The sequence below is a fragment of the Escherichia ruysiae genome (assembly GCF_031323975.1).
Classification (GTDB): Bacteria; Pseudomonadota; Gammaproteobacteria; order Enterobacterales; family Enterobacteriaceae; genus Escherichia; species Escherichia ruysiae.
This window is the reverse complement of sequence record NZ_JAVIWS010000001.1, coordinates 153,311-169,605: the sequence shown is the minus strand read 5'-3', so window position 1 is coordinate 169,605 and position 16,295 is coordinate 153,311. Positions and strand designations below refer to the sequence as shown.

The window sequence follows — 16,295 nt, the reverse complement described above, 5'->3', positions numbered from 1 at the left end:
CTGATATTCTTCATACCTGCCTCTACGTCAGGAATATCCCGGTCTCCCCAGGATAAATAAGGCACGCATGTAAATTTAATGATCAGTGACAATAGCTACTGATTAAATTCAGTCAATTTCTTACGATAACTATTTGGTGTAAAAGATGTTAGTTTCTTAAACGTTTTAATAAACAGGCTTGGGCTACTATAACCGGCTTCAAATGCAATATCAGTCACAGAATAGTTGGTCATTTCCAGTTGTTTTTTGGCAAAGTTAATGCGGATTTCATTAATAATCTGCATCGGCGTTTTGCCATAATATCGCTGAGTCGCACGCGTCAAATACTCCTGCGATTTAGCCGATAACATCACCATATTTTCCAGCGCATTTTCACTGAACTGCGCTTTATCATGCATCTTTTCAACCGTACTTTTTAACCACTGTGGCACATCATCAATAACCTGTTCTTCGCGGTAATGACGTAAACGGTTAATGACATAAAAAGTGACTATCTCAACAAATTCTTCCAGACCGGTTTCGCTGAAATTCAATGAAGAAATCACAGTTTCCACATAGGTAAGAAAAGTATTATTAGTTCGGTAAACCTGTGAAGCAACAAAGCAATAAGGCAACAACGGCAAATAATGCTGTTCAAAAAAACGTTTACTGATCCCAACGTTCAATATGCGCGTGGCACCAAACTCATAAAAACTTTGATGGTGTGATCCTAACGGAATAAAAACAAAATCGCCCCGTTCCAGCAACACGCGCTTACCGTTAATCTCCTGGAAATAACGACCAGTTAAAACCAGGGTAAATTCATAATAGTCATGCTGATGCAATCCAGTAATACTTTCCGTTTTATTGTAGATAAACACATGGAAATTTTTGCCATTAAACAACTGCTGTTCACGGGCAGTGGCAATTTCCGGCGCATTAATCACTGGCTGCATCATCGACTCCTTATGCCTTCAGTTTTTCATGAAGCTCAATTAATTCGGTAATCAGTTCACGTGCAAGCATGGAAGTCATTAAATGGTCCTGGGCGTGAACCAGCACCAGACTCACTTTCATCTTGCCTTCGCCCGCGTCGCCTTCAATCAGTTTCGTCTGTACCAGATGCGCTTCATTCAAGGCCATCCGCGACTGATCCATCATGGCTTTTGCCGCTGCAAAATCACCCTGCTTCGCCTGCTTCAGCGCCGCATACGCCAGGCTGCGCGCTTGTCCGGAGTTGATGATAAGCCCCATCACCACTTCTTCCAGTTCCTCAGCTTCCGTTTGCGTATCAGGAATATTATCGAGATCCATCATACATCGTTCCTCTCTATTCTTACCGGCACGATTGCCCGTGCCGGCATCGATTAAAATTTCAGGGCGTTAGCAATATCTTCTTCGCTCTCTTCTTTATCAATCACGTTCTGCGCTTTGTTTGCCACCACGACAAATGGCAGATATATCAGCGTTGCGATGCCAAGGTTGAAGAGTGCGACCAGCAATGCGGCGACGCTACCGTTAGTATTAAAGAAGGCTCCCAGACCGGTTGGCATGGTCCACGGTGCAATGTTTGTCACCGGTGGGATGATGCCCATGTAGTACGCCGCCAGAGTAATTGCCGCCAGAATCGGTTGCACCAGAACAAACGGGATAAACATCACCGGGTTCATGATAATCGGCAAGCCAAACAGAATCGGTTCGTTAATCTGGAAGATGCCCGACGGCAGCGCCAGTTTTGCCACCTGACGATAATCAGCACGGCGAGAAGCGATAAAGATAGCCAGGATCAGGCCTAAGGTTGCACCGCTGCCACCGAGGAAAATAAAGGAGTCCAGCATCGGCTTGGCCCAGATATGGAAGGTCTTACCGGCTGCCAGCGCCGCTTCGACGGAGCCATATTGTTGATAGGTGGCGATGTTTTCCAGCGCCCACGGCGTCATAATGCCGTTGTCCAGCGCGGTCAGCGCCAGTGCGCCGTGAATACCGAAGAACCACAGCAGCGGAACAAAGATCACATACGCCCAGCCGACCACGCTACCCAACGATGCCAGCGGCGTCGAGATGGTATCCATAATAATCTGATGGAAGTTAGTGCCCCAGGTATTCAACGCCCAGGCAATAATCCCCATCACAGAAAGAATAATAAAGCCGGGAATTAATGCTGAGAAAGAACGTGAGACCGATGTCGGTACACTGTCGGGTAATTTAATCACCCAGTTGCGGTGGACAATAAAGGTAAACATTTCTGCCACCACCAGGCCGATAATAATCCCGGAGATGATATTCGCGCCACCTAACCAATTAGCGCCGACCGCGTAAGCTTCACCGACACTATAAGGCGTGACGGTCATAAATGCCGCAACGGATAACAACCCTGCCGCGAGCGCATCGACTTTACGCTCTTCTGCCAGCGCCATACCGATAAAAAACGGCGCCATTAGAGACATAATCCCTAATGTTCCGTTGTATACGTTTCCGCCAATACCTTTCAGGCCATTAAGTGTTTCAATGGTTGAAGCGTCGAGGCGAATACCTAAGGAGTAAAAAAACGACCCCTCCCCAAAGCTCAGAAAAACATTATTGATTAATACAAACATGGCCCCCGCAAGGGTTAACGGCATTAAGCGAATAAAACCGTTTTTGATTGCATTAACGTGTGGCTGTTTTCCTATTTTGACTGCAAAAGGGAGGAGTACCTTTTCAAGCGATGCAATAACATTACTCATAGAAAAATACCCTTAAAAACCGCAATTAAAGTATTGCGGTATAGATTTATGAAATAACTCTTTGACGGAAAAATTTAAAAATTAATTTGCTGCGGCTTTTTTAATTGCTGCAACTGCAGCCTTAAGCACGCCTAAACCATCGACTTTGCCATATAACAGTGAATCAATGACTTCAACGGGTTTGTTGGGTAACAAACGCTGGATTTCGGGCAACATATAAGCAATCTGCGGCCCTAATAACACGACATCGGCATTCTGACCTTTTTCACCCGCCAGTGTTTCCGGAAATGCTTCAATAATGACCGGAACTTCATATTTTTCTGCCTGTGCGCGCATTTTTGATACCAGTAAAGAGGTAGACATGCCCGCAGAACAAAACAGATAAATGTGTTTCTTTTCCATAAAACTGCCCTCATCAACGATTATCTGTCAGCCAGACACTCCGCAAGCCTTCACCTGCTTCCATGCTCTGGGTAACTTGCGAAACCAACATGACTTTTTTTGGTGGCTGAAAAGAGTATACGGTATTGACCTGAACGATAGTATTTCTTTGACCATACAAATTGTCTCTCCTTGACCTGTTGTTATGACCTCCTTCACATTTCGGTTAAATAATTCGCGACAATAAATAAGAACACGGGGCAAATAAAAACCGGCGCAATGGCCGGTTTCCGGTGTAACTCAAGCTTTCAGGCGAAGAAATTACTTCGCTGCTTGTGGATCGGTGTCGTATTCGGCACAGGTCTGATAGCCAGAGTTGATAACATGTCCGGTATCATCTAAGGCGACAAAATAGGTTTCTGCTTTACCATCACGTTGACCCAGGATATAGGTCTGGCAAGTACCACGAGCATGGATCATGCTCACTTCAGACGAAGGTTTACCCGCAATTTGTGCAACCTGCGCCCGGCTCATGCCTTTTTTGACGTCTTTCACCACAGGCTGTACAAACTGGTCTTTGGTACGATCATACGCCGTACAACCTGCCAGCATGGTTAATACCGCCGCTGCACCCAGAATTCCTGCCATATTCTTGTTCATATTCCGTCCTCTTGTTTATCAGCGTGTTAGATAAGCCTGGAACACATCGGGGGCTTTTTCAAGCCTGTGAACGAAACGGCTCCGCTTTCAGAGGATTCCTGTATGACGTTTTAACCGCCATTCAACCTGCTGTCGCTTGTCGTTTCAGTAGCAACGGGTTAGCTTTAAGGAAGTTTTATTTTTCTGTCTGGAGGGGTTCAATGACATTGCAACAACAAATAATAAAGGCGCTGGGCGCAAAACCGCAGATTAATGCCGAAGAGGAAATTCGCCGCAGCATCGATTTTCTGAAAAGCTATCTGCAAACCTATCCGTTCATTAAATCACTCGTACTTGGTATTAGTGGTGGTCAGGACTCCACTCTTGCCGGGAAACTGTGTCAAATGGCAATTAACGAGCTTCGTCAGGAAACGGGCAACGAGGCACTGCAATTCATTGCCGTGCGCCTGCCCTACGGTGTTCAGGCTGATGAACAGGATTGTCAGGACGCCATTGCTTTTATTCAACCGGATCGCGTATTAACCGTGAATATCAAGGGCGCGGTATTGGCCAGCGAACAGGCGCTGCGCGAAGCAGGTATTGAATTAAGCGATTTCGTTCGCGGCAATGAAAAAGCGCGTGAGCGGATGAAAGCGCAATACAGCATTGCAGGCATGACCAACGGCGTCGTGGTTGGCACCGATCATGCGGCAGAAGCCATTACCGGATTCTTTACTAAATACGGTGACGGTGGTACTGACATTAACCCGCTATACCGTCTGAACAAGCGTCAGGGTAAACAGTTACTGGCGGCATTAGGTTGCCCGGAACATCTCTATAAGAAAGCACCCACCGCCGATCTGGAAGATGACCGCCCTTCCCTGCCGGATGAAGTGGCGCTTGGCGTCACTTATGACAACATTGATGACTATCTGGAAGGGAAAGCCGTGCCCGAACAGGTCGCCAGAACAATAGAAAACTGGTATCTGAAAACCGAACATAAACGCCGTCCGCCAATTACCGTTTTCGATGATTTCTGGAAAAAGTAATAATTTGCACATAATGGCTTGTACGCAAAAACGTACTTTGTTCATGCCGGATGCGGCGTGAACGCCTTATTCGACCTACAAAACTTCGCAAATTCAATTCATTGCAGGGGGCGAGTCGGCATGATAAGCGTAGCGCATCAGGCGGTATTACTTTTGTCATCGACCCGCCTCTTTTTTAATCGTTTCCCGCCTGTTACACTGGATAGATAACCAGCACCTGGAGTCAACAGTGGTACGGCGTTTAACTTCCCTGCGGCCAGAATTTGAAGCGGCGGCAATCTACGAATATCCCGAACATTTACGTTCATTCCTTAATGACTTACCCACCCGACCAGGGGTGTATCTGTTTCATGGCGAAAGTGACACCATGCCGCTCTATATCGGCAAAAGCGTTAATATCCGCAGCCGGGTGCTTTCTCATTTACGCACTCCGGATGAAGCCGCCATGCTGCGGCAATCCCGGCGAATTAGCTGGATCTGCACCGCAGGCGAAATCGGTGCGCTACTCCTTGAAGCGCGATTAATTAAAGAACAACAGCCACTGTTTAATAAACGCTTGCGCCGTAATCGCCAGCTCTGTGCCCTGCAACTGAATGAAAAGCGTGTCGATGTGGTGTATGCCAAAGACGTGGATTTTTCTGCCGCAGCAAACTTATTCGGCCTGTTTGCCAACCGTCGTGCGGCTTTACAAGCATTACAGACCATCGCCGATGAACAAAAACTTTGTTATGGCTTGCTCGGGCTGGAACCGTTAAGTCGCGGGCGCGCTTGTTTTCGTTCGGCGCTAAAACGTTGCGCCGGGGCGTGCTGCGGTAAAGAGAGCCATGACGCTCATGCGCTACGTTTGCGTCAGTCTCTGGAGCGTTTGCGGGTTGTTTGTTGGCCATGGCGAGGTGCGGTGGCGCTGAAAGAACAGCATCCGGAAATGACGCAATATCATATTATTCATAACTGGCTGTGGCTGGGTGCCGTTAATTCGCCGGAAGAGGCAGCAACGTTAATTCGCACACCAGCCGGGTTTGATCACGACGGTTATAAAATCCTCTGTAAACCTCTGCTTTCCGGTAACTATGAAATTACTGAACTTGATCCGGTGAATAGCCTGCCAGCCAGTTAATTTCACTGAACAGCAGTTTGCCTTGCGGTTGCAAAAGCCGCAGGGTGTGCCTTCCGTCGTACCAGCACGCGCCCTGGTCGGTAGTCAACAGCTTGTCGCCTAGTTGCCACGCTCCGCTAATTACAAACACCACCCCACCGCGTGAGCCAAAAGTGGTGAACGTGCGATCGGCAATTCTGACTTTCGCCTTACAGGCATCAAGGCGCGTCATAATGTTGAAATCCATCGACATCTGACCTTCAGTCAGTTTCGCTTTTACCACCTGATCCGCAGCGAAAGCAAAAGGCTGTAGCGGTTTTAAGGTATGGCTAAAACGGTTAGTGCTTTCAAGGAGCATCTCACCGCCTTCCAGCAGCGTCACGCTCCTTTCCATTCCCGGAAACAAAGAAAACTCACCATTTGCCGCAATGGAAGCAATGCTGGCACGCCAGTAAAAATCACGTTTTGCCGGAGGAAAGCTACAGATTTCACGAGTTTCACCGGCAGCGTTTCGCCACAGGTTCACCGACATTTTACGCATATCAAAGTATTCCATACTCGCTCCCGGCATGCTCTTTTCATTGTTATCGTTCAGGCAACCGTGGATTGTTATCGGCAACTCGGGTGATTTACCTTAGTGGTGATTAGACTTTTTTTGCAAAAGTTGAAGAACAGAAAAGAAAACCGCCGATCCTGTCCACCGCATTGCTGCAAGGTAGTGGACAAGACCGGCGGTCTTAAGTTGTCAGGCTGAAAGATTATTCAGCAGTTGCAGGCATTTTACCTTTTGCCGCAGGGCGTTCTGTCAGACGCTTCTCAAAATTAGCATTAAATTGCTTTTTCTGCTCCGGCGTCAGGATGTTATAAATCTTGTTCTGGGTTTCCAGGTGCGCCAGCATGTTAGCTTTGCGCTGTTCTTCCATTTTTGCGATCTGCGCTTCAGCTTTCGCTTTGTCGAAGGTATCGCTGGCAATAATGTCATGCATTGCGCGGCGTTCTTCCAGCGGCGGGCGTTTCATCTGGTCACGCTGACCTTTCATGATTTCGCGAATCTGCTGTTTCTGCGCGTCGGTCAGGTTCAGATCTTTAAACATCATGTCGTGATGCGGACCGAATTTACCTTTATGGTGCATCATCGGCTTCGCGTCAGCCGGTGCTGCAGTAGTGGTATCGGCGGCATGGGCCAGGTTAGCCGCGCCAAAAGCCAGGGTAGAGGCAACAAACAGTGCAGTTAATTTACGCATATTCTATATCCTTCCTTTCAGTTATTTATTACGGCTTTCTTAAGTAGCGTGCCGTGTTGACGAGATTAACTTTACTGACTTTAGCGTCAATTAATCAGAGCAACGGTAAAACAATGAAAGTGTAAAAAACACTTTTGCGCCAATTATGGAGAAAAAAAGAAAATTTGATGGAGAGTGATGATGAAATATTACAACACACTGATTTTGCAGAAATTATGAAGAACTATACCTGATGACTGGTGATAAATAAAGCAAATAACCAGGATTAATCCGCATTATTTCATTAAAAAGCCAGTAAATACCCGCAGAATGATTTCTGCGGGCAAGTATTAGGTTATTTTTTCCAGCATTAATCCCGCACGTAATCCCGTCGCCACCAATGGATTAGGGAATAACACATACTCAACATCATGAGTCACAGTAAAGTGTTCCTCACCATCCTGCGCCAACAACGTTCCTTTCTTAAACGGCGTGAAGTTCAGCGTCTCGCTTGCCATATGCAGTTCGAAGGATGATGAGTGGCGGGTAATTTGCGAAACGACCCGATAGCGTAGCGGCGACTTTCTCTCAGTACCGACACTCACGCCAGATAACAGCGCAGCAATCGCGCTGGCGGTGGGTGAAAACTGGCGAAGATCGTTTTTGCCAAATGGCAATGCTTTACCAAGTTCCAGCGTACACGCCAGTGCACCGAAATGTTCGGCACTAAAATGGGTAAACGTGCCCCCCGGCGCCTGGTGAAACACCAATGCCTCCAGCCCTGCCGCACCCAGCCATGTCAGAAAGTTTTCGTCCCAGGGAATATTACGTTGCGGTAAAACACCAAACCGTGGGTGATACGAACCACGAATCGCGGTATGCAGATCAAGATGCCAGCGGACAGACTCTTTACCCTGTTCATAAAAATCTTCCAGACACTGTTCCAGTTCGCGCGCACGGCACGTTTCGCCGCTTTCGGCAAATCGCTGCCAGCGTCCGCCAAACATGCGATTCATATCACTATGGCAATAACGTGTTCCTTGCTTCAGCGCCGGGGGATTTCCAAGGATCGCCAGTAACCGCCAGCGTAGAGGGATCTCGCCGTGGAGAATCGCGCCAAGCAAAGCATCAAGCATTTCTACCGGCGCGGTTTCATTACCGTGTATTCCCGCAGAAATCACCAGCGCACCTTGCGGTGGCGTTAACGGCGTCAGTTCCAGCACACCATCACCCAGCCAGCGCCAGCGAATACCGTTGCTTTCCCTCTCACTCATGGCTGGTTTTTTGCCCGTTAAGGTCAGGGCAAGAAAATTATCCATTGCTCCCTCCCTCACGCTGAAACGGATAAACCGAACCGAGATTCAGTAAACGGGTCAGCGAATCCAGGGCTTCCCTTCCTTCACGCAGCAATTGCGGGTCGGCAAGATCGGCGGCAGTAAGACGATCGCGATAGTAGCGATCCACCCAGTCATTGAGCGTATTAAACAAGGTATCGTTCATCATCACAGCCGGGTTTACCGTCTGATATTCTTCTGCCGTCAGCACCACACGCAACCGCAGGCACGCCGGGCCTCCGCCGTTTGCCATGCTTTCGCGTAAATCAAAAACTTTCAGCTCGCTTATCGGGTTATCGGCAGCAAGCAATTCATTGAGATAACGCCATACTCCAGCATGTTCCCGACACTCCTGTGGCAGCACCAACACCATCGAACCATCATCACGGCTCAGTAACTGGCTGTTAAACAGATAAGTCGAGACAGCATCCGCTACGGAAACCTGTGCCGCCGGAACTTCTATCACCATAAAACCGTTCACCCGCGCGCGCAGGTTTGCCAGTAATTGCGCCTGGTGGGCGAACGCCTGCTGATGGCAAAACAGCACCTGGCGGTTGCTCACCGCAATGACATCATTATGAAAAACCCCCTGGTCGATGACGTCCGGATTTTGCTGGGCGAAAATCACCTGCTGCGGATTCACCTGATTCAACCTGGCGACCGCCTCACTGGCTTCGCGGGTTTGCCGCGCCGGATAACGGGAAGGTCGCGTGCCATTGCCCTCTTCTCGGCCATAGACGAAAACCTGTATACCCGGATCACCATAGTTACCACCGAGCCGATTGTGGTTTGCCGCCCCCTCATCCCCCAGCATCGCCACCTGCGGCAGAGCAGAATGAACGGTGAACTTCTCTTCATCGTTAAAAATCGCTTTTAACAGCGACTCGGTGACGGGCGCTTCCAGCGAACGGTGAAATTTGTTGTTCAGGTTGGCGACGGTCAGATGCACTTTGCCATCCAGCGTATCAGCGGATGGCGCTACCGTGGCTGCATTCGCTACCCACATTGGCGAAGCGGAACTGACGCTGGAAAGCCAGTGCGGAGCCTGACGGGCAACCTTTTCCAGAACGTGTTCATCGCTGCCGCTAAATCCCAGTTGACGCAAAACCGGGATAAACGGTCGCTCGTGCGGCGGGATCACCGCCTGCGGGAATCCCGCATCAGCAAGGGTTTTCATTTTCAGTAAGCCCTGTTTCGCCGCCAGTCGCGGGTTAGACACCTGAAAACGGTGGCGGGTAGAGGCTTCATTGCCAAACGACAGCCCCGCGTAATGATGCGTCAGCCCCACCAGCCCGTCGAAATTCACTTCCCGGGCGTTCATGGCACCACCTCATCGGAAAAATCAAGCCCGGGATTAAGCGTAGTGGGCAGCGTTAATGAAGATGATTCAAGACTTGCCATCGGCCAGGCACAATAATCAGCGGCGTACCAGGCACTTGGTCGGTGGTTGCCGGAAGCGCCAACGCCACCGAATGGTGCAGTACTGGCAGCGCCGGTAAGCGGTTTGTTCCAGTTGACGATCCCCGCCCGCGCTTCCAGTAACAGTTGATCGAACTTTTCCCGCTCCGGTGACACCAGCCCGCAAGAGAGGCCAAAGCGAGTGTTATTCGCCATCTTAATCGCCTCATCAAAGGTGTCATAACGCCAGACGCGCAATAGCGGCCCAAACACTTCTTCATCCGGCACGCCAGCAATGCCCGTCATTTCGATGATCCCCGGCGTCAGCAACGATGTTCCTGCGCGCAGTAAGCGTGGTGCAAGCAGCGTTCGTCCCCCCATTGCTTCCAGTTCCTGCCAGGCAGAAACAACCTGCTGCGCGGCCTGCTCTGATATCAGCCCGCCAATAAATGGCTGTGGTTCGTCATCCCAGTTACCTGGCGTTAACCGCTGGCTGACGGCAACCAGGCGAGCAAGGAACGCATCGCCCTGCGCCCCGCGTTTAAGCATTAAACGGCGGGCGCAAGTGCAGCGTTGCCCGGCAGTGACAAATGCTGACTGAATAGTCAGATGCACTGCGGCGTCGATATCCGCCACGTCATCAATAATCAGCGGGTTATTGCCGCCCATTTCAAGGGCGAGGATTTTTTCCGGCTGACCAGAAAGCTGGCGATGCAACTGGTAGCCCGTGTTGGCGCTGCCGGTGAACAGCAAACCGTCGAGGTCTTCCAGCGCACTCAGCGCCTGACCCGTTTCGCGCCCACCCTGCACCAGATTCAACACCCCCGACGGCAAGCCTGCCTGCTGCCATAAGCACATTACCACCTCGCCACTCCACGGTGTCAGTTCGCTGGGTTTAAAGATAATTGTGTTGCCTGCCAGCAGCGCCGGAACGATATGCCCGTTCGGCAAATGCCCTGGGAAATTGTACGGTCCAAACACGGCCAGTACGCCGTGCGGGCGATGGCGCAAACTCGCCGCACCGTCTGGCATTTCGCTGCGCTGCTCGCCCGTGCGCACGTGATACGCCTTGATTGATATCGCGATTTTATTAATCATCGCCGTCACTTCGGTTGCCGCTTCCCAGCGCGGCTTACCCGTTTCTCTGGCAATAATCGCCGTTAATTCGGCTTTATTGCTTTCCAGCAGTCCGGCAAAGCGTTCAACTCTTACCTGACGATCGCCAAAGGAGAGCCGCGCCCAACGCGGAAACGCGGCGCGTGCAGCACGACAAGCCAGCTCCACCTGAGCGGCATCGGCATCATTGCCTTGCCATAATACGTCGCCCGATACCGGATTATGCTTCACGCGAAGTGCGCCCTGCCCCGTCACCCAGTCGCCGTTGATCCATAAAGTCATGTTGTTTTCTCCTCTGCGCACAGGCGCACCAGACGAACGCGTTCCCCGGCGTGGCACTTGAGAGCGTCCAGTTGTGCGGCGGTTAAAATCAAACGCTGGGTTGCCGGATCGGCACGCACCAGTACCACGCGGAAATGGTGATAATTTTCATTGGCGACCAGACAGGCCGGGAAATCCCCCTGCGCTGGCTGCCCTTCCGCTACTTCCACCAGCCGACTTTTGCGGATGGCGCGAACGCGGTCGATGTCACACTCCAGCGTCGGCCCACCGTCGAAGATATCGATATAGTTACGGTAGCGAAAACCTTCTTTTTCCAGCACCGCACGCGCGGGGGCTGTTTGCGGATGCACCTGGCCGATAACGTCCTGTGCTTCCTGGGATAAAAAGTCCGTATAGATCGGATGTTTTGGCATCAGTTCAGCGATAAACGCCTTTTGACCAGTACCGCAGAGAAAATCAGCGCGGCTAAAATCCATCGAAAAGAAGCGTTTACCGAGGCTTTGCCAGAACGGCGAATAGCCGTGTTCGTCAATCACGCCGCGCATTTCGGCGACCACTTTGTCGTTAAACTTGTCACGAAAAGCCGCCATAAACATAAAGCGCGATTTCGACAGCAAATAGCCATTGCCCTCTTTGCGCCACTCCGGGTCGAGAAACAGCGTGCATAACTCACTGCTTCCGGTGTGATCATTACTGAGAAACAGCGTCGGTAGCGCGTTATAGACATTCAACTCTTTCGAAGCGTGAACCAGCGTACCGACGCGATAGTTGTACCAGGGATCGTTCAGCCCGACAGCCACCTCAATGGCACAAATACCCGCCACGGTGCCTGTCTCGCTCTCTTCCAGCACGAACACATAACCTTGCTCGCTTTCGGGTAATTCGCCCTGCCAGGTTTTAATGGATCTGTCGATACGCGCCGAAAGCGTGGCTTCATTGGCAGGGAGTGACGTCAGGCCACCGCCCGTTTTACCTGCAAGCTGCATTAAGGCTGCGACATCGGTACGCTCAACGGGACGGATGACCATCATGATGAACCCCGGCTAACAAAGTGTTCGCAAGTAGCGGCAAAGCGATCCAGGCCGGTTGTCACCTCTTCTTCGCTGACGTTGAGCGCCGGTGCAAAACGCACCACGTTGCCACCCGCAATCAGCACCATCACGCCTGCTTTCGCCGCCTCCTGAGAGATCAGTTTCGCTTGTCCGGCGTAATCCGCATTCAGCACACAGCCAATCAACAGACCTAATCCGCGAATTTCACTGAACAAACCGCAGCGATGATTAATGGTATTAAGACGCTCAACAAACCAGTCGTGACGCCGTTTGACACCAGTAAGCATCTCTGGCGTGTTGATGAGATCAAGCACTTTACCCGCCACCGCCGAGGCCAGCGGATTACCACCATAAGTGGTGCCGTGAGTGCCAACGGTCATCACCCGGCCGCACTCTTCGGTTGCCAGCAGCGCACCAATCGGGAAACCGCCGCCCAGGGCTTTAGCGGTGGTCAGCAGATCGGGCGTCACCCCGTAGTGCATATAGGCATACAGTTCACCGGTGCGCCCGACGCCGGTTTGTACCTCATCGAAAATCAGCAATGCATTGTGGCGATCGCATAACTCACGCAATCCCTGCAAAAATGCCTTGCTGGCTGGCACCACGCCGCCTTCGCCCTGTACTGGCTCGACGATCACCGCGCAGGTGGAGTCGTCAATCAGCGCACTGGCAGAATTAATATCGTTATACGCGGCGTGGCGGATATCCGGCGGCAGTGGCGCGAAATCCTGTGAATAGGCTGGCTGCCCGCCCGCACTAACGGTAAACAGCGTGCGCCCGTGGAAAGCATTTTTAAACGCCACGATGCCGCTCTTATGGCTACCGTAGCGGTCGTGAGCGTATTTGCGCGCCAGCTTCAGCGCCGCTTCGTTAGCCTCCGCGCCGGAGTTACAAAAGAACACGCGATCGGCAAACGTCGCGTCAATGAGCTTTTTCGCCAGCCGTAATACCGGCTCGTTGGTGTAACCATTACCGGTATGCCAGAACTTACTCGCCTGCTCGTTCAGCGTCTCCCGCAGTTCCGGATGCGCATGACCCAGTGCGTTCACTGCAATGCCACCCGCGAAGTCGATATACTCTTTCCCCTGCTGATCCCACAAGCGCGAACCTTCGCCACGTACCGGAATAAACGGTGCCGGAGCGTAAACAGGTATCATCCATTCATCAAAATTTTCACGCGTAATTGGCTGAGACATAGCGACCCCTACAGTAAATAAATAGTTATTTATATGTTAATAATAAGTGACGATTACGCTGTAAATGTAGATTGCAGGGTTCGTGCCAGCCAGTGGTAAAAGTGCATAAACGGCGGCAGTTAACTGGAAATCAAGGCGTTACAACCCAGCGATATGCACCTGAAGTGCATATAAAGTGAATACGTTTGCGATACTGATGAATAAAAAGAATAAAAAACGAAATGTTATGCAGAAGTAAAATATAATTCTGGAATTGTGATCGTTGACGAAATTTACTGGAAATTACTGCGCCATTCTGACGCAGCCGCACCAAAAACGGGCATTTTTTGCGCCATCGTTGGCATCATTAACAACCATCGATCAAATCACTTAACAACAGGCAGTAAGCGCGGCGAATTTCTGCTAACATCCACGCACTCTTTATCTGAATAAATGGCAGCGACTATGAAATTTGTCTCTTTTAATATCAACGGTCTGCGCGCCAGACCACACCAGCTTGAAGCCATCGTCGAAAAGCACCAACCGGATGTTATTGGTCTGCAGGAGACAAAAGTTCATGATGATATGTTTCCGCTCGAACAAGTGGCAAAGCTTGGCTACAACGTCTTTTACCACGGGCAGAAAGGCCATTATGGCGTGGCGCTGCTGACCAAAGAGACGCCGATTACTGTGCGTCGCGGCTTCCCCGGCGACGGCGAAGAGGCTCAACGACGAATTATTATGGCGGAAATTCCCTCGCCGCTGGGTAATGTCACCGTAATCAACGGTTACTTCCCGCAGGGCGAAAGCCGTGACCATCCGATTAAATTCCCGGCGAAAGCGCAGTTCTATCAGAACCTGCAAAACTACCTGGAAACCGAACTCAAGCGTGACAATCCGGTGCTGATTATGGGCGATATGAATATCAGCCCCACCGACCTCGATATCGGCATTGGTGAAGAGAACCGCAAACGCTGGCTGCGTACCGGTAAATGCTCTTTCCTGCCGGAAGAACGCGAATGGATGGAGAGACTGATTAACTGGGGTCTGGTGGATACTTTCCGCCATGCGAACCCGGAAACGGCAGATCGCTTCTCGTGGTTTGATTACCGCTCAAAAGGTTTTGATGATAACCGTGGTCTGCGCATTGACCTGCTGCTCGCCAGCCAGCCGTTGGCGGAATGCTGCGTAGAAACCGGCATTGATTATGAAATCCGCAGTATGGAAAAACCGTCAGATCACGCCCCGGTGTGGGCGACCTTCCGCCGCTAATTTCTCTGTTCTCCTGACTCGCTCTGGGTCAGGAGAATTAACCTTGAGAAAAATCAACAAACTGTCAGTAATGATTTGTTGCCTGCCGTCCTTTGTTATACCGTCACTGCGTTTTTAGTTGTCTGACCACTTCTCTATTATCAAGTTTGATATAGGAAACTCCACGATGAACGCTGAGCGTAAATTTCTTTTTGCCTGCCTTATTTTTGCGCTGGTCATTTACGCTATCCACACTTTCGGTTTATTCGATCTGCTCACCGATTTACCCCACTTGCAGACACTCATTCGCCAGAGCGGATTTTTCGGTTATAGCCTCTATATTCTGTTATTCATCATCGCCACCCTCTTTCTGTTGCCGGGTAGCATACTGGTGATCGCCGGTGGAATAGTCTTTGGCCCGCTCTTAGGGACGTTTCTTTCACTAATTGCCGCCACGCTGGCCTCATCATGCTCCTTCCTGTTGGCGCGCTGGCTGGGGCGTGATTTACTGCTGAAATACGTTGGTCATAGCCACACTTTCCAGGCCATAGAAAAAGGTATTACGCGTAACGGTATCGATTTTCTTATTTTGACCCGCTTAATCCCGCTATTTCCTTACAATATTCAAAATTATGCTTATGGATTAACCGCCATCTCCTTCTGGCCTTATACCCTTATTTCGGCATTAACTACTCTGCCCGGAATAGTAATTTATACCGTAATGGCAAGCGATCTCGCCAGTGAAGGCATTACGCTGCGCTTTATTTTAAAACTCTGTCTGGCAGGACTGGCGCTGTTTATTCTCGTCCAGTTCGCCAGACTCTACGCCCGACACAAACACGTGGATCTGTCTGCTTCGCGCCGCAGCCCACTAACTCACCCCAAAAATGAAGGATAGAACGATGTTGCAACATTATTCAGCGTCATGGAAAAAAGGACTGGCTGCACTGTGTTTACTGGCAGCCGCAGGGCTTAGTGGCTGCGATCAAAAAGAGAACACCGGAGCAAAAGTGGAATACGACGGGCTTTCCGCCAGCCAGCCACTGCGTGTCGATGCCAATAACCATACGGTCACCATGTTAGTGCAAATTAATGGCCGTTTTCTGACAGACGATACCCGCCACGGCATTGTGTTTAAAGATGGCTCCAACGGACATAAATCGCTGTTTATGGGTTATGCGACCCCGAAAGCATTTTATGAAGCCCTGAAACAGGCCGGTGGTACACCGGGCGAAAACATGACGATGGATAATAAAGAAACGACTCATGTCACAGGCAGCAAACTGGATATTTCGGTCAACTGGCAAGGGGCGGCAAAAGCGTATTCCTTTGATGAAGTGATTGTCGATAGCAATGGCAAGAAACTGGACATGCGCTTTGGCGGTAATTTAGCAGCGGCAGAAGAGAAGAAAACTGGCTGCCTGGTGTGTCTCGATAGCTGCCCGGTCGGTATCGTCAGCAATGCGACATACACTTATGGGGCAGTGGAAAAACGCGGTGAAGTGCAATTCAAAGGTAATGCGTCGGTTCTCCCGGCAGATAACACGCTGGCAACGGTTACCTTTAAAATCGCCGAATAAAACCAGGATAAAGG

The 16,295-nt window shown here is 50.5% G+C and carries 17 protein-coding genes; 5 read left to right on the top strand and 12 right to left on the bottom strand.

From position 1 onward, the window contains the following. Positions 1–95 precede the first annotated feature (95 nt). The 5 genes from chbR to osmE form a co-directional block, all read right to left on the bottom strand. On the bottom strand, positions 96–938 hold the full coding sequence (gene chbR, locus RGV86_RS00950) for a transcriptional regulator ChbR (RefSeq protein WP_000983663.1): 843 nt from the start codon (positions 936–938) through the stop codon (positions 96–98). A gap of 7 nt (positions 939–945) precedes the next feature. Next, the gene (chbA, locus tag RGV86_RS00945) at positions 946–1,296 is read right to left on the bottom strand and encodes a PTS N,N'-diacetylchitobiose transporter subunit IIA (protein ID WP_000968919.1); all 351 of its coding nucleotides are present in this window, start codon (positions 1,294–1,296) and stop codon (positions 946–948) included. Positions 1,297–1,346: 50 nt separating this feature from the next. Continuing rightward, positions 1,347–2,705 carry a PTS N,N'-diacetylchitobiose transporter subunit IIC gene (chbC, locus tag RGV86_RS00940; protein ID WP_000073031.1) on the bottom strand — a complete coding sequence of 453 codons (1,359 nt, stop codon included), beginning with the start codon at positions 2,703–2,705 and terminating at the stop codon, positions 1,347–1,349. Positions 2,706–2,786: 81 nt separating this feature from the next. Next, positions 2,787–3,107 carry a PTS N,N'-diacetylchitobiose transporter subunit IIB gene (chbB, locus tag RGV86_RS00935; protein ID WP_000412169.1) on the bottom strand — a complete coding sequence of 107 codons (321 nt, stop codon included), beginning with the start codon at positions 3,105–3,107 and terminating at the stop codon, positions 2,787–2,789. A gap of 300 nt (positions 3,108–3,407) precedes the next feature. Next, positions 3,408–3,746: an osmotically-inducible lipoprotein OsmE gene (gene osmE, locus RGV86_RS00930; RefSeq protein WP_001039038.1), complete on the bottom strand. Its 339-nt coding sequence runs from the start codon at positions 3,744–3,746 to the stop codon at positions 3,408–3,410. Positions 3,747–3,946: 200 nt separating this feature from the next. On the opposite strand from osmE, the gene nadE reads away from it, so the two are divergent. Next, positions 3,947–4,774: an NAD(+) synthase gene (gene nadE, locus RGV86_RS00925; RefSeq protein ID WP_000175015.1), complete on the top strand. Its 828-nt coding sequence runs from the start codon at positions 3,947–3,949 to the stop codon at positions 4,772–4,774. A gap of 229 nt (positions 4,775–5,003) precedes the next feature. After that, positions 5,004–5,891: an excinuclease Cho gene (gene cho, locus RGV86_RS00920; RefSeq protein ID WP_085460658.1), complete on the top strand. Its 888-nt coding sequence runs from the start codon at positions 5,004–5,006 to the stop codon at positions 5,889–5,891. Here the strand turns inward: cho and ves are convergent. The 7 genes from ves to astC form a co-directional block, all read right to left on the bottom strand. Next, positions 5,851–6,426: an environmental stress-induced protein Ves gene (ves, locus tag RGV86_RS00915; protein ID WP_010345878.1), complete on the bottom strand. Its 576-nt coding sequence runs from the start codon at positions 6,424–6,426 to the stop codon at positions 5,851–5,853. The two genes, cho and ves, sit on opposite strands and share 41 nt — an antisense overlap. 202 nt (positions 6,427–6,628) lie before the next feature. Then, positions 6,629–7,114 (bottom strand): ATP-independent periplasmic protein-refolding chaperone Spy, encoded by a 486-nt coding sequence (gene spy / locus RGV86_RS00910; RefSeq protein ID WP_001228965.1) that lies wholly within the window; start codon positions 7,112–7,114, stop codon positions 6,629–6,631. A 329-nt stretch (positions 7,115–7,443) separates the two neighbouring features. Next, positions 7,444–8,412, bottom strand: coding sequence for a succinylglutamate desuccinylase (astE, locus tag RGV86_RS00905; protein WP_000368470.1), 969 nt, complete (start codon positions 8,410–8,412; stop codon positions 7,444–7,446). Beyond that, entirely contained in the window at positions 8,405–9,748 is a 1,344-nt protein-coding gene (gene astB, locus RGV86_RS00900; protein WP_085460657.1) for an N-succinylarginine dihydrolase, read from the bottom strand. The genes astE and astB overlap by 8 nt, the downstream gene beginning before the upstream one ends. Beyond that, positions 9,745–11,223 carry a succinylglutamate-semialdehyde dehydrogenase gene (gene astD / locus RGV86_RS00895; protein ID WP_309508429.1) on the bottom strand — a complete coding sequence of 493 codons (1,479 nt, stop codon included), beginning with the start codon at positions 11,221–11,223 and terminating at the stop codon, positions 9,745–9,747. The genes astB and astD overlap by 4 nt, the downstream gene beginning before the upstream one ends. Next, on the bottom strand, positions 11,220–12,254 hold the full coding sequence (astA, locus tag RGV86_RS00890) for an arginine N-succinyltransferase (protein WP_000989448.1): 1,035 nt from the start codon (positions 12,252–12,254) through the stop codon (positions 11,220–11,222). Before astA ends, astD begins: the two co-directional genes overlap by 4 nt. After that, positions 12,251–13,471, bottom strand: coding sequence for a succinylornithine/acetylornithine transaminase (gene astC / locus RGV86_RS00885; RefSeq protein WP_000082024.1), 1,221 nt, complete (start codon positions 13,469–13,471; stop codon positions 12,251–12,253). Before astC ends, astA begins: the two co-directional genes overlap by 4 nt. Positions 13,472–13,915: 444 nt before the next feature. Here astC and xthA point away from each other — a divergent pair, with 444 nt between their 5' ends. The 3 genes from xthA to ydjY all read left to right on the top strand — a co-directional run bounded on the left by xthA (position 13,916) and on the right by ydjY (position 16,281). Then, a complete protein-coding gene (gene xthA / locus RGV86_RS00880) occupies positions 13,916–14,722 on the top strand; it encodes an exodeoxyribonuclease III (RefSeq protein ID WP_000673949.1) in 807 nt (268 codons plus the stop codon). Positions 14,723–14,888: 166 nt separating this feature from the next. Further along, complete coding sequence (locus RGV86_RS00875; protein WP_010345873.1) at positions 14,889–15,599, top strand: TVP38/TMEM64 family protein; 711 nt, start codon at positions 14,889–14,891, stop codon at positions 15,597–15,599. Positions 15,600–15,603: 4 nt separating this feature from the next. Next, positions 15,604–16,281 (top strand): lipoprotein YdjY, encoded by a 678-nt coding sequence (ydjY, locus tag RGV86_RS00870; RefSeq protein ID WP_085460656.1) that lies wholly within the window; start codon positions 15,604–15,606, stop codon positions 16,279–16,281. The last annotated feature ends 14 nt before the right edge of the window (positions 16,282–16,295 follow it).

Excerpts from the sequence above, each read along its gene's own strand:
- spy (WP_001228965.1), bottom strand. The coding sequence starts at position 7,114 with ATGCGTAAATTAACTGCACTGTTTGTTGCCTCTACCCTGGCTTTTGGC.
- RGV86_RS00875 (WP_010345873.1), top strand. The coding sequence starts at position 14,889 with ATGAACGCTGAGCGTAAATTTCTTTTTGCCTGCCTTATTTTTGCGCTG.
- osmE (WP_001039038.1), bottom strand. The coding sequence starts at position 3,746 with ATGAACAAGAATATGGCAGGAATTCTGGGTGCAGCGGCGGTATTAACC.
- astE (WP_000368470.1), bottom strand. The coding sequence starts at position 8,412 with ATGGATAATTTTCTTGCCCTGACCTTAACGGGCAAAAAACCAGCCATG.
- nadE (WP_000175015.1), top strand. The coding sequence starts at position 3,947 with ATGACATTGCAACAACAAATAATAAAGGCGCTGGGCGCAAAACCGCAG.
- astA (WP_000989448.1), bottom strand. The coding sequence starts at position 12,254 with ATGATGGTCATCCGTCCCGTTGAGCGTACCGATGTCGCAGCCTTAATG.
- xthA (WP_000673949.1), top strand. The coding sequence starts at position 13,916 with ATGAAATTTGTCTCTTTTAATATCAACGGTCTGCGCGCCAGACCACAC.
- chbA (WP_000968919.1), bottom strand. The coding sequence starts at position 1,296 with ATGATGGATCTCGATAATATTCCTGATACGCAAACGGAAGCTGAGGAA.
- astB (WP_085460657.1), bottom strand. The coding sequence starts at position 9,748 with ATGAACGCCCGGGAAGTGAATTTCGACGGGCTGGTGGGGCTGACGCAT.
- astC (WP_000082024.1), bottom strand. The coding sequence starts at position 13,471 with ATGTCTCAGCCAATTACGCGTGAAAATTTTGATGAATGGATGATACCT.
- chbR (WP_000983663.1), bottom strand. The coding sequence starts at position 938 with ATGATGCAGCCAGTGATTAATGCGCCGGAAATTGCCACTGCCCGTGAA.
- ydjY (WP_085460656.1), top strand. The coding sequence starts at position 15,604 with ATGTTGCAACATTATTCAGCGTCATGGAAAAAAGGACTGGCTGCACTG.
- ves (WP_010345878.1), bottom strand. The coding sequence starts at position 6,426 with ATGGAATACTTTGATATGCGTAAAATGTCGGTGAACCTGTGGCGAAAC.
- astD (WP_309508429.1), bottom strand. The coding sequence starts at position 11,223 with ATGACTTTATGGATCAACGGCGACTGGGTGACGGGGCAGGGCGCACTT.
- chbC (WP_000073031.1), bottom strand. The coding sequence starts at position 2,705 with ATGAGTAATGTTATTGCATCGCTTGAAAAGGTACTCCTCCCTTTTGCA.
- chbB (WP_000412169.1), bottom strand. The coding sequence starts at position 3,107 with ATGGAAAAGAAACACATTTATCTGTTTTGTTCTGCGGGCATGTCTACC.